This is a genomic window from Micromonospora orduensis, assembly GCF_006228125.1.
Classification (GTDB): Bacteria; Actinomycetota; Actinomycetes; order Mycobacteriales; family Micromonosporaceae; genus Micromonospora; species Micromonospora orduensis.
In genome coordinates, this window is the sequence record NZ_VDFY01000193.1 from 1 (window position 1) to 12005 (window position 12005).

Sequence of the window (12005 nt, forward strand, 5' to 3'; positions counted from 1 at the left end):
GGCCGAGGTTGCCCAGCGTCAGGTCGTCGGCGTACAGCATCGCGGCGCTGGCGCCCGGGTCGGCGGCCGCCACGATCCCGGCCGTCTCCCGGCGACCGCTCAGCCGCACCGGATCACCGGGACGCAGGCCCAGCGCGGTCAGCGCCTCCGGGTGCAGCCGCACGATGCCACGTCGAGCGTCCAGGGCGGCCGGCCGCAGGCTCGCCAGCAGGGTCAGGTCGGGTTGCGCCACCGCCCGACCGTAGCCGCCCGCGGCGAATCCCGCGTCGGGTCAGCGCCGCGGGTCCAACTCGTCGAGCAGCGACGGGTCCCGCCGGATCAACTCGGCCAGGCGGGCCGCCGGATCCGGGGTCAACCCGTCCGGGCCGGGCGCCCACGCCGGCACCGTCCGCCCGGACAACGGCCAGGCCGGCGGAGGTTCCACAGGCGCCGCCGGCGGCTCCGGGCCGACCGTGACGTGCGGGCCGTCCCAGGACACCCGCAGCGGGTACGTCCGCCCGGCGTGCTCCACCCGGACGCTCACCGCCAGCCCCGGGTGGGCGCCGACGATCTGACGGACCGCCTCGGCCACCTCCTCGACCGGACCCCAGCCGGCCGGCTCGTCGGGGACGTCCCGTCCGTGCCGGCCCGGCCCGGCGTTGCGGGGGTCGGCGGGGCCGCTGGGGTGGTGGACCGGGCCGCCGACCGCCCCCGGTGGTGGTGTGCTGTCGCGGTCGTTGGCCCGCCGGCGCAGCGCCTCCTCGCGCCGAGCCAGTCGGGCCAGCGTCTCGTCCAGGTCGCCCCTCACCAGATCACCCCTTCCCGCCACGGCCGGAGCCGGTCGGCTCAGGCCCTCCTGTCCCGGGTGGCCCGGTCCAGCGCACGGTCCAGGACGACCAGCAGGGCGTCCCGCACCGAGAGCCGGTCCCGGGCGTCGAACTGCACCAGAGGTACATGATCGCCGATCGCGAGCGCCCACCGGATCTCGTCCAGTTGCAGGGCCAACCGCCCGTCGAAGGCGTTGACCCCGACCACGAACGGCAGTCCGGCCTGTTCGAAGAAGTCGACCGCCGGGAAGCAGTCGTCCAACCGGGCGCTGTCCACGACCACCAGCGCGCCGAGCGCGCCGCGGGCCAGGTCGTCCCACATGAAGCCGAACCTGGTCTGCCCGGGCGTGCCGAACAGGTACAGCTTCAGGCTGCGGTCGATGGTCACGCAACCGAAGTCCATCGCCACGGTGGTGGTGGTCTTGGTCGACCGGGCGCCCGGGTCGTCCACGCCGATCCCGGCAGTGGTCATCTCGGCCTCGGTGGTGAGCGGCGCGATCTCGGAGATCGCCCCGACCGTGGTGGTCTTGCCGACCCCGAACCCGCCGGCGACCAGGATCTTGACCGGGACCGGTGGTGCGGCCGGCCGGTCACCCGCCTGTGACGTCGCCCCGCTGACGGCCGGCGGTCGGTACGGCGGCGGTGCGGCCGCCGGTGGGCCGGTGCGTCCGAGCAGGGGGCCGGTTCCCGGCTGCGTGCCGTAGCGGGCGGTGGCGCTGTTGCCGGCGGGACCCCCCAACGGGGCGACCGGCCATTCAGGAGATCGCACGGAGTCCATCAATCACTCGCAGGATGAGGTCGGGGTCGTACGCTTCGTCGGAGTCGCTGACGTGCACGTCCAGGTGACCGGCGGCGCGCAGGTCGCCGACCAGGACCCGGGTCACACCGAAGTGCAGCCGGGTCCGGGCCGACAACTCCGCCACCGAGATCGGCTCGGCGCAGAGCGCGATGATCGCGTGGTGTTCCGGTGCCAACAGCGCGTCCTGCGCGCCGGTCCACCAGCCGCTCTCGGAGCGGACTGTCACCTGCGTCTCCAGACCGATCGCCGGATCGGCGCCGGTGACCCGCCCGGAGGTGAGCACGAACGGCCGGGGGGCGGCCGGCCGACCACCGCCCGCCTCGGACTGCGTCGCCGCCGGCGCGGCGTCCCCGGGCGGGGGCGTACGCAGGTAGGGGCGGATCCGTACCCCGGGTTCCGGGTCCGGTTCCTCGTCAGCGACGTCGGGGGTCACTGCTGGACGGCGTTCTTCAGTTCGACGATCAGCCGCGGGGTGAGGGCGTTCCCGGCCCGCCCGGCGAAGAGGGTCATCTCGTACGCGACGGTGCCCAGGTTGGCCGACCGGTCGGCGACCACGCCGAGCACGGAACCGCTGCTGATCGCGCTGATCAACAGGTAGCCGTCGGCCATGTCGACGATGACCCGGTTCAGGCCGCCGAGCGCGTACCAGCTGGCCGCGCCGCCGGCGAGGCTGGTCATGCCGGAGACCACGGCGGCCAGTCGCTCCGCGTTGGACCGGTCCTTGATCGCCGACATGGCCATCAGCAGCCCGTCCGAGGAGACCGCGATCGCCTCCAGCACCCCGGCCGTGCTGGAGGTGAAGGAGTCCAGCAGCCAGTTGAAGGTGCGCGCCTCCGGACTGAGATCACCGGCGGTGCCGGTCGGGTTCTGGTGGTCGACGTTGTCGTGCACAAAGGGGCTGGTCACCGTGATGATCCTTCTTCGTTCCGGCGGTCTGGGCTGACTTCGCGGAGAGCGCGGGCGACGCCCGCCTCGAACTCGGTGATGAGCTGGCGCACCTCGGCCGGGTCGCCGAGGTGTGTGCTGGCCGGCGGGCAGGGCGGGGTGACTGTCAGGTTCGCCCCGGGGACCCGGCGATTGAGCAGGGGCCGGTCGGGAGCCGTCGGCCCGTTCCGCTGGGCCCGGCGTACGCCCGACTGGAAGGCCTCGACGAGCGCGCGGGCCGCTGCCGGGTCGGCGGTGGTGGCGTCCACCGGCCCGGTCGGGGCGGCGGTGGCGGTCAGGCTGGCCCCGGGGACCCGCTGGCGGATCCGGGGGTTGGTCGGCGCGCCCGAGGGCTCCGGGCGCGGCGACGCCGGCGCGGCGGGCTCCGACTGGTCGGTGCCGGTGCCGAAGGCGTCCCAGGACGGGCCGGACTCCAGGCTGCGGGTCGCCCGGCTGAGCAGGTCCGAGTCGACGTGGACGGCGGCGGTGGCCGCCGCCGCGAGAGCCGGCGTACCGCGATCGGGGTCGACAGTCGTACGCCGGGCGGGCACCGCGACCCGGGCCACGACGGCGCCGACCGGGTCCGCGCGGCGCAGCACCAGCGACGGCGACGGGATGTCGACCTGGGCGGTCACCCCGCCGCCGGGGGTGGCGGCCAGGCTCACCTCCCAACCGTGACGCCGGGCCAGCCGGCCCACCACGAAGAGGCCGAGCACCTCGGTCGGCGCCAGGTCGAGCCGTTCCCGGCGGGCGAGGCGGGCGTTCTCCTCGGCCAGCCGCTGCTCGGACATGCCGATGCCGTGGTCCACGACGGTGATCCGGGCACCGAGCCCGGACGTCTCACCGGTCACCAGCACCCGGGTGTGCGGTGGGGAGAAGACGGTGGCGTTCTCCATCAGCTCGGCCAGCGCCAGGACGAGGTCGCCGACCACGGCCGGCGCGGCCGACACGCCCGCCGGGACCCGCACCTCCACCCGGGTGTAGTCCTCGATCTCGCCCAGCGCCAACCGGACGACGTCGGCCAGTGGCACCGGCGCGGTGTGCGCGTCCGCCCCGGCCGACCCGGAGAGCACCACGAGGCTGCCGGCGTTGCGCCGCAGTCGGCTGGAGATGTGGTCGAGCCGGTACAGGTGTTCCAGCCGGCCCGGGTCGGCCTCCTGCTGCTCCAGCCGGTCGATCAGCGCGATCTGCCGGCCCACCAGGTTCTGGGTACGCCGCCCGACGTGGCCGAACATCTGCGCCACGTTGCGCCGGCCGACGACCTGCCGTTCGACGAGCTGGGCGGCGGTGCTCTGCACCCGGTCGAAGGCCCGGGCCAGGTCGCCGATCTCGTCGTTGGCCCTGATGTCCACCGGCTCCAACCGGACCGACTGGGAGCTCTCGGTCTCGTCGTCGGTGACCCGCACCAGCTCCGCCTCGGCGACCCGGGCGACCCGGTCGGCGGAGCGGGTGAGTTGGGTCAACGGCCGCGCCACCGTACGCGCGACCGCCGCGCTGAGCAGCACCACAAGCGCCAGGATCAGCGCCGCCGCGGCACCGACCAGGTACGCGGCGGTGAGCGCCCGTCGCTGTTCGGCGGTGACCTCGGCGACTACGTCGGCGACGAGCTTCTTCTCGACGAACTGACCGAGCCGGATCATCGTGCGGACGGCCGGGAAGAGCACGTCCATCGGCACGTCGCGGACGGCACGGGCCGGGTCCCGGGCGCTGGTGACCAGGAAGTCGGGGCTGGTACGCGCGGCCACCGCCGCGTCGTTGAGCTGGGCCACCTTGAGCTGTTCCGGAGTGATCAGGCCGCGGAAGCGCTGGTTGTCGACCTGGAGGGCGGCGATGCACGCCACGTAGGCGGCGGTGGTGTCCGGGGTGCCGATCGCTTTGACCAGCAGGCTCAGGGTGGCGCAGGCGGCCAGGCCCTCGTCGGCGCGCAGCAGCCCGTCGAGGGCGAGCACCTGGCGGCCGGGCAACGTGTCGGTGTCCACGCCGACCACCAGCCGTAGCGACGTGATCATCCCCATGTTGACCGGGCCGAACGCGTCCATCACCTGACCGGGGTTGACGGCCCGGGCCAGCACGGCCGTACGCAGCTCGACGAGGCTGGACACCCGGTCCAGGGCACTGTCGACCTGATCGGTCAACGCGTCACCGCCCGCGGCCCGCAGGTCGGCCACCCGGTCGTCCACGTCGGCGGACTTGCGGATCACCTCGGCGCGTTCGACCCGGCCGAGCAGGAAGCCGACGGAGAGAATGCGCTCCTGCTGGAGGTCCTGGACGAGGCTGCCGACCCGGCTGGAGAGGCGTACCCGGTCGGTGATGTCACCGGCGCGCTGGGCGGCGGCGACCCGTTCGAGCACCACGGGCACGGCGAGGCCGACCATGCTGAGCAGCGGGATCACCACGAGCAGCGCGAGCTTGCCGCGGATCCGGAGCCTAGCGAGCAGCATCGAACGGCCCCCACGGGGTGACTTCCGCTTCGCGGGCCGCGCCGACCGGTTGCAGTGCCCGCTTGTCGCTCGGTCGTCCCGCGCCGATCGGTGGCTGCCAGGCGTCCGCCGTCGCTGGTACGTCGGGGCTGGCGCCCGCGTCGGGCATGCTGGCGCGCCGGCGGGCCCGGCGGTCGGCGACGATCAGCAGCGCGGCCAGCCAGCCGGCCAGCAGCACGAAGACCAGCACCGCACCCGCGATGATCCAGCGGTCCCGGTCCAGGTCGTCGATCCGGTCGGCCAGCAGGGCGTCCAGCTCGGCGAGGATGACCGGCTGGAGCTGCCGGGCGGCCGTGTGCGTGTTGAGCCCGGCGGCGCCGAGCCGACCCGCGTCCACCGCAGTGGTTCCGCCGGCCGGCAGGGAGTACGCGGCCAGCGCCTCCACCGAACGCTGGTAGTTGTCCAGCGGGGTCAGCACGTTGGCGCCCAGGTCGGTGCTCTCCGAGCCGTCCACCGCGGACCTGAGGTTGTCGACCAGGTCGGTGGCGGGGGCCAGGGCGGACACCCGCAGCGCGGTCAGTTCCAGCAGGCCGCGGGGCTGCTCGGCGGCCGGTCGGCGGGCGACGAGGGTGCCGAGGTCGGCGAGCCGGCCGGCGGCGACCACCGCCTCGGGCAGTTCCTGGCCGGCGCTGTCCTGGAGGAAGAACGAGTCGGCGGCGGGGTCGCGGACCAGCCCGGAACTGTCCCGGACCTTGCGGTGCAGGGCCAGCAGCAGGTCGGTCGCCTCGCCGTACGTGGTGAAGGCGGCGTCCGGGTCGGCGGGGCCGCGGGCACGCAGCGCCTCCAGTTTGGCCCGCAGCCCGGCCCAGCGTTCCTGGCTGCGCAGTTCGACGCCGATCCGGGCGTCCACCGTCGCGGCCTCCTCGACCGCCCGGGCGAGCGCCTCACCGGAGGCGGGGCGGCCGCGGACCGCGGCGGACTGGGCGTCCACCAGCGCGTCGGTGACCGGGGCGAGGGCACGCAGGTACTGCACGCCGAGCCGTTCCCGGGCGGCCAGGTCCCGGTCGTCGCCCGTGTGCTGCCAGGTCTGCGCGAGGAGCAGACCCATCGGTGCCAGCAGCGCCGCGACGAGCAGCAGCGGAAGCAGTCGGCCCAATGTGGAGTGCCGTCGACGGACCCGTGGTGCGGGGACTGCCATGGTGTGTCTCCTCCGGCGTCGGGCTGGGGGCGGCACGGTGGGCTTCGCCGATGGGTCCCGTGCACCGGACCGGAAAACTAATCGAACCTCAGTGGTCCAGACCGTTGTCGACGAGTCGGCTTTGCGTCAGTACGGGCGACATCACGGATGGTCCTGGTTGACAGCACGCTGCGTTTCGTCGATGGGCGTGACATGAAGGGATCGAGGGGGATATCTGAGGAAGATCGGAATTCACGTGATCCGAACTCAACTCACTGGGTCGCGCCTGACGGTGCGCGGTCGCACCGGTGCGGATCGCCGATCGGGGCAACCGGACAGACGTACGGCGGATCTCAGCCAACGCTCAGGCTGCGGGCCGTACCGTGTGCCGCATGAGATCGCCGTCGCCGGCCGCGTGGATCCGGCGTGCACTGCCCACCCGCCGCCGCGCGATCGCCGCAACAGTCGTCGTCGTCCTGCTGGCCGTCGCCGTGACCTGGGCGGTGTGGCCGCAGGGGGCGGGCGTACGCACCGAGAGCGCGATGCTCACCGTCCGCTCCGGGCCGGCCGGCGACCAGCCGGTGGACCTGGACACCACCTTCTACCTTCCGGCCGACGCGTCGCCGGGGCGGAAGGTGCCGGCGGTCCTGCTGGCGCACGGGTTCGGCGGCACGAAGGAGTCGGTGCGCTCGGACGCGCAGGAGTTCGCCGGGCGCGGCTACGCGGTGCTCACCTGGACCGCGCGGGGCTTCGGCCGCAGCGGCGGCGAGATCCACCTGGACAACCCGGACTACGAGGTGCGCGACGCCGAGCGGCTGCTGGACTGGCTTGCCGCCCGGCCGGAGGTGCGCACCGACGCCGCCGGCGATCCGAAGGTCGGCGTGGTCGGCGGCTCGTACGGTGGCGGGTTGGCGTTGCTGCTGGCCGCCCAGGACCGTCGGGTCGACGCGATCGTCCCCATGATCACCTGGAACGACCTGTCCCGGGCGTTCCTGCCGGAGAGCACCGGCGGGGCGCCGACCGAGGGCGTGTTCAAGAAGGGCTGGGCCGGCCTCTTCTTCGGCGGGGGCGGCAACGTGGGCACCGGCCCGGCCGGACTGTCCGGTGTGACCGCCGCGCAGCCGGAGGGTGCCCCGGCGTCGGCCGGGCCGCCCAGCCCCGGCCCGGGTGCCGGCCCGGGCACCGGCCCCGGTGGCGCTCCGGCGGGTGCCGCCGACCCGTCCTGCGGGCGGTTCGCCGCCGACGTGTGCGCCGCGTACCTGCGGATCGCCACCAGCGGCCAGGCCGACCAGGCCGCCGTGGACCTGCTGCGCCGCTCCAGCCCGGCGGGTGTGCTGGACCGGATCAAGGCGCCGACCCTGCTGGTGCAGGGCGAGGCGGACACGCTCTTCCCCCTCGGCGAGGCGGACGCGAACGCGAAGGGCATCGCCGCCGCCGGCACCCCGGTGCGGGTCGCCTGGTTCACCGGCGGGCACGACGGGGGCACCGGCCCCCGCTCTGACTCGGACCGGGTGAAGTTCCTGACCGTCCAGTGGCTCGACCACTACGTCAAGGGCGAGGGCGACGCGCCCGGCGACGATTTCACCTGGTCACGGATCGCCGGCTTCGACGCGCTCGACCGGGGGCTGGTCGCCACCGGTTTCCGCCGCGCCGACTATCCGGGCCTCGCCGGCAACAGCCGCCGGGAGGTGGCGGTCGCCGGTCCGGCGCAGCCGATCGCGAACCCCCCGAACGGCAACCCGGCCGCCATCTCCTCGATCCCGTTCGCGGGCGGGCTCGCCTCGCTGCTGGACGGGGTGGCCGGGGACGTGCCCGGCCAGCACGCCCGCTTCGAGTCGACGCCGCTGACCGAGGCGGTGGACGTGGCCGGCTCGCCCACCGTCACCCTGCGGGCCGCGTCGCCGACCGGCGAGGCGGTGCTGTTCGTCAAGCTCTACGACGTCGACAAGGATGGCGCGGCCACCCTGCCGAACGGCCTGGTCGCCCCGATCCGGCTCACCGGGCTGCCGCAGCGGGTGCAGGACGCCCGGCCGGTCACCGTGACGCTGCCCGGGATCGTCCGCCGGGTGGAGGCCGGGCACCGGCTGCGGCTGGTGGTGGCCAGCTCCGACCAGGCGTACACCACGCCGGCCGAGCCCACCGTCTACACGGTGGCGGCGGACGGCGCCGTCAGCCTGCCCACTGTCGACGGCGAGCCCATCCCCACCACGGCGACCATCTGGCGCTGGGTGCTCGCCGGCCTGCTCGCGGCCATCGCGATCGGGCTCGTCGTGGTCGTCGCCGTGGTCCGCCGCCGGCACCGCCGCCAGGACCGCTCGGTGCATCCGGAGTACGCGGACACCCCGCTGGCCGTGCGCGCACTGCGCAAGGAGTACGCGGACGGCTTCGTCGCGGTCTCGAACGTGGACTTCGAGGTGCACCCCGGTCAGGTGGTGGGTCTGCTCGGGCCGAACGGCGCCGGCAAGACCACCACGCTGCGGGTGCTGATGGGACTGACCCAGCCGACCGCCGGGGAGATCTACGTCTTCGGTCGGCGGCTGGTGCCCGGTTCACCGGTGCTGTCCCGGATCGGCGCGCTCGTGGAGGGGCCCGGCTTCCTGCCGCACCTGTCGGGGCTGGACAACCTGAGGGCGTACTGGAAGGCGACCGGGCGACCGGCCGAGGACGCGCACTTCGACGAGGCGCTGGAGATCGCCGGGCTGGGCGACTCGGTGCACCGGAAGATCAAGAACTACAGCCACGGCATGCGCCAGCGGTTGGCCATCGCCCAGGCCATGCTGGGCCTTCCCGAGCTGCTGGTGCTGGACGAGCCGACCGACGGGCTCGACCCGCCGCAGATCGCCGAGATGCGCCGGGTGCTTCAGCGGTACGCCACCGACCGCCGGGCGGTGCTGGTCTCCAGCCACCTGCTGGCCGAGGTGGAGCAGACCTGCACGCACGCGGTGGTGGTGAACAAGGGCCGCATCGTGGCGTCCGGGCCGGTGGAGGAGATCGTGGGCGAATCGCCGAGCGTGCTCTTCGACGTCAGCGACCCGGTGGCCGCGCGGGCGGTCCTGGACCGGCTGCACGGGGTCCGGGTGTTGCCGGAGAGCGACGGCCAACTGGTGGTCGACACCAACGGCACGGCCCGCAGCGAGGTGGTGGCGGAGCTGGTGCGCGCCGGCGTCGGGGTGGACCGGGTGGTGCCTCGGCGGCGCCTGGAGGACGCGTTCCTCGCCCTGGTGGGCGACAACTCTCGGGGAAGCGGTGACCGGTGATGGCTGTTGTCGACGCGGGTGAGGCACGCGGCTACCGGCCGTCGGCCACCATGCCGTTCGCGGCGGAGTTCCGTCGGCAGGCGTCGCGGCGGCGGACCCAGCTGGCGCTCGGTTTCATGGTGCTGCTGCCGCTGATCATCCTGATCGCGTTCCAGTTCGATTCGGGCGGGGACGACGACAACGGCCGCAACGAGTTCTCCAGCCTGGTCGAGCTGGCCACCTCGGGCGGCCTCAACTTCACCCTCTTCTCGATCTTCGTGTCGGCGTCGTTCCTGCTGGTGGTGGTGGTCGCGCTGTTCTGCGGCGACACGGTGGCCAGCGAGGCGAGCTGGGGGAGTCTGCGGTATCTGCTGGCGATCCCGGTGCCCCGGGCGCGGTTGTTGACGGTGAAGCTGGTGGTCGCGCTCGCGTACTCGGGTCTGGCCCTGCTGCTGCTGGCCGGCACGGCCCTGGCGGCGGGCACCCTGCGCTACGGCTGGTCGCCGCTGCGCAGCACTGTCGCCGCCGAGCTGGAGCCGACCGAGGGGCTGCTCCGGTTGCTGGCCGTGCTGGGCTACCTGGCGGTCGTACTCCTGGTGGTGGCCGGGCTGGCCTTCCTGCTGTCGGTGACGACGGACGCCGCGCTCGGCGCTGTCGGCGGTGCCGTGCTGCTGTGGATCCTGTCGAGCATCCTCGACCAGATCACCGCCCTGGGCGCGCTGCGGGACTTCCTGCCCACCCACTTCAGCACCGCCTGGCTGGGGCTGCTCTCCACCCCGGTGCAGACCGACGACGTGGTACGCGGCTGCATCTCCGCGATCAGCTACGCGACGCTGTTCTGGGGGTTGGCGTTCTGGCGTTTCACCCGCAAGGACATCACGTCATAGCGGGGCCTTCTTCCAGGCGCTGACGCCGATCCGGCCGGTGTTGCCCACGTCGATCGGCCCGTCCGGGTCGACGTCCTCGGACGGCTGCCCGGCGACGGGCGCGACCAGCAGGTATGCCCCGTCGGTGGCCCGCACGGTCGAGTCGGTGACGAGGTTGCGCCAGAGGACGGTCGCGACGGCCCGCTCGCCCTTCTCAAGCGTGAGCTGCTGGGGCGGCTGGTCGAAGCCCGGGGTGATGTCCCTGGCCCCGTTCACCACCCGCAGGATGATCGGTTTGCGCTCCTCGTTCAGGACCCACAGCACCGGGTAGCCGTTGAGCCGGTAGGGGCGGTCGCCGCAGTTGACCAGCTCGAGGCCGAGGGCGCGCAGCCCCATGGCGGCGTCCGACCCCCTCGTGCGGATCCGCACGCCGGACTCCGGGCACCAGAACGGCGGGCTGACGTACGCCGAAGGTGTCGGGCTGGGCGCGGTCGTGAACTTGGGCGGGCCGGTGGGGTCGCCGCCCTGCCCCCGGTGGTCGCCGGGGGCGCAGGCGCCGAGCGCGAGAACCAGAGCGGCCGCCACGCCGATTCGCCACCGCCCGGCGAGGCCGCGGAAGATCATCCTCTGATCCTTGCCCATCATCGCGTCCCGCCGCTGCCCGGCCTGTCGCCGCCGGTCCGTCTCGGCGCTGGCCGGCCTGTCGCGGTCTGGACCGGCGTGGTCTCCTGGCGTGCCCCTGGAGCTGAGTCGTCTGCGACATCGCTCGTCGGTCAGCGCCCGTCCTGTGCGCTGGGTTCGCTGGCCGACGGCAGGGTCTGCGAGCGAGGCGGCGGAGCGACCGATAGTTTTTTCGGCCAGGTTCGGGGCGGCGCGACAGGCGGTACTGTGGTCGGGAGCGCTCCCACAGGGAGGGCGGCCAGTGCGAACCCGGGGGCCGGAGCGTGCTCAGGCGCAGGTGGGGGCGGCCGGCCGGCGATCCTACGCCCCGTTCGCGGCTGACCGCTGGGCTTGTTTCACCGGGGATCTTCCCACCAGCAAGGAATTTATTAACATCGATACGTTCATGCTCGACCATGGGGGAGGTATCTATCCCCTTCGATGGAGGTCTCCATGAACGTCTCTCGGCTCGGCGGGCCGACCCTGTCCCTGTTCCGCATCGTGATCGGACTGCTGTTCACGTTGCACGGCCTGTCCTCGGTCTTCGGGTTGTTCGGCGGCAACCCGATGACCGGCAAGGCGGTACCGCTCGGCACCTGGCCGGGCTGGTGGGCCGCCCTCATCCAGCTCATCTGCGGCGCGCTGGTGCTGGTCGGGCTCTTCACCCGACCCGCCGCGCTTCTCGCCTCCGGCTCGATGGCGTACGCCTACTTCGTCGTGCACCAGCCCGACGGTCTGCTGCCGCTGCGCAACGGCGGTGAGCTGGCAGCGCTCTTCTGCTGGTCGTTCCTGCTGGTCGCCGCACTCGGCTCGGGCCCGTGGGCGCTCGACGCGCTGCTCTTCCGCCGTCGTGGCGAAGCGCCGTCGCCGTCAGTGGCCGAACCCAGCCCGGTGTCCGTCTGACCGCACGTGTGCCGCGCGGCGCCGGAGCCTCGACGAGGCGGCTCCGGCGCCGCACCCGGTCGGTCTGCGCCCGGTCGGGAGCGACGCCTCCGTGATGTCGTAAACGATTCAGCTCCACAGCGTCCGCGGTTGACACGTCCCACCCGCTCCGGCGAGAGGCCGTACCCGTAGCCCGCACCCCGCCGTCGGCAGCCCGCGGGCGGGAAAGGTGGGC

Annotated in this window: 10 protein-coding genes and 1 pseudogene; 3 read left to right on the forward strand and 8 right to left on the reverse strand. The window is 73.6% G+C overall.

Annotation, left to right across the window (positions count from 1 at the left end):
* The 7 genes and pseudogenes from FHG89_RS22285 to FHG89_RS22315 all read right to left on the reverse strand — a co-directional run.
* A pseudogene (locus tag FHG89_RS22285) lies at nt 1-232 on the reverse strand (AAA family ATPase); the annotation flags it as partial.
* A 39-nt stretch (nt 233-271) separates the two neighbouring features.
* Nucleotides 272-787 carry a hypothetical protein gene (locus tag FHG89_RS22290; RefSeq protein WP_139586365.1) on the reverse strand — a complete coding sequence of 172 codons (516 nt, stop codon included), beginning with the start codon at nt 785-787 and terminating at the stop codon, nt 272-274.
* A 38-nt stretch (nt 788-825) separates the two neighbouring features.
* The gene (locus FHG89_RS22295) at nt 826-1584 is read right to left on the reverse strand and encodes a GTP-binding protein (RefSeq protein ID WP_208761056.1); all 759 of its coding nucleotides are present in this window, start codon (nt 1582-1584) and stop codon (nt 826-828) included.
* Nucleotides 1562-2038, reverse strand: a complete 477-nt coding sequence (locus FHG89_RS22300) for a DUF742 domain-containing protein (RefSeq protein WP_139586366.1) — start codon at nt 2036-2038, stop codon at nt 1562-1564. The genes FHG89_RS22295 and FHG89_RS22300 overlap by 23 nt, the downstream gene beginning before the upstream one ends.
* Nucleotides 2035-2511, reverse strand: coding sequence for a roadblock/LC7 domain-containing protein (locus FHG89_RS22305; RefSeq protein WP_208761057.1), 477 nt, complete (start codon nt 2509-2511; stop codon nt 2035-2037). Before FHG89_RS22305 ends, FHG89_RS22300 begins: the two co-directional genes overlap by 4 nt.
* The gene (locus tag FHG89_RS22310; protein WP_139586367.1) at nt 2508-4970 is read right to left on the reverse strand and encodes a sensor histidine kinase; all 2463 of its coding nucleotides are present in this window, start codon (nt 4968-4970) and stop codon (nt 2508-2510) included. Before FHG89_RS22310 ends, FHG89_RS22305 begins: the two co-directional genes overlap by 4 nt.
* Complete coding sequence (locus FHG89_RS22315; protein WP_139586368.1) at nt 4957-6147, reverse strand: hypothetical protein; 1191 nt, start codon at nt 6145-6147, stop codon at nt 4957-4959. Before FHG89_RS22315 ends, FHG89_RS22310 begins: the two co-directional genes overlap by 14 nt.
* Before the next feature lie 371 nt (nt 6148-6518).
* Here FHG89_RS22315 and FHG89_RS22320 point away from each other — a divergent pair, with 371 nt between their 5' ends.
* Both FHG89_RS22320 and FHG89_RS22325 read left to right on the forward strand, forming a co-directional pair.
* The gene (locus FHG89_RS22320) at nt 6519-9383 is read left to right on the forward strand and encodes an alpha/beta fold hydrolase (RefSeq protein ID WP_139586369.1); all 2865 of its coding nucleotides are present in this window, start codon (nt 6519-6521) and stop codon (nt 9381-9383) included.
* Nucleotides 9383-10249, forward strand: a complete 867-nt coding sequence (locus FHG89_RS22325) for an ABC transporter permease (RefSeq protein ID WP_139586370.1) — start codon at nt 9383-9385, stop codon at nt 10247-10249. Before FHG89_RS22320 ends, FHG89_RS22325 begins: the two co-directional genes overlap by 1 nt.
* Here the strand turns inward: FHG89_RS22325 and FHG89_RS22330 are convergent.
* Nucleotides 10244-10852 carry a DUF4232 domain-containing protein gene (locus FHG89_RS22330; protein ID WP_244295718.1) on the reverse strand — a complete coding sequence of 203 codons (609 nt, stop codon included), beginning with the start codon at nt 10850-10852 and terminating at the stop codon, nt 10244-10246. The two genes, FHG89_RS22325 and FHG89_RS22330, sit on opposite strands and share 6 nt — an antisense overlap.
* A 489-nt stretch (nt 10853-11341) precedes the next feature.
* Here FHG89_RS22330 and FHG89_RS22335 point away from each other — a divergent pair, with 489 nt between their 5' ends.
* Nucleotides 11342-11791 (forward strand): DoxX family protein, encoded by a 450-nt coding sequence (locus tag FHG89_RS22335; RefSeq protein WP_139586372.1) that lies wholly within the window; start codon nt 11342-11344, stop codon nt 11789-11791.
* Nucleotides 11792-12005: the final 214 nt, after the last annotated feature.

Coding starts and splice junctions, on each gene's coding strand:
- FHG89_RS22335 (WP_139586372.1), top strand. CDS start 11,342: ATGAACGTCTCTCGGCTCGGCGGGCCGACCCTGTCCCTGTTCCGCATC.
- FHG89_RS22330 (WP_244295718.1), bottom strand. CDS start 10,852: ATGATCTTCCGCGGCCTCGCCGGGCGGTGGCGAATCGGCGTGGCGGCC.
- FHG89_RS22295 (WP_208761056.1), bottom strand. CDS start 1,584: ATGGACTCCGTGCGATCTCCTGAATGGCCGGTCGCCCCGTTGGGGGGT.
- FHG89_RS22315 (WP_139586368.1), bottom strand. CDS start 6,147: ATGGCAGTCCCCGCACCACGGGTCCGTCGACGGCACTCCACATTGGGC.
- FHG89_RS22320 (WP_139586369.1), top strand. CDS start 6,519: ATGAGATCGCCGTCGCCGGCCGCGTGGATCCGGCGTGCACTGCCCACC.
- FHG89_RS22325 (WP_139586370.1), top strand. CDS start 9,383: ATGGCTGTTGTCGACGCGGGTGAGGCACGCGGCTACCGGCCGTCGGCC.
- FHG89_RS22310 (WP_139586367.1), bottom strand. CDS start 4,970: ATGCTGCTCGCTAGGCTCCGGATCCGCGGCAAGCTCGCGCTGCTCGTG.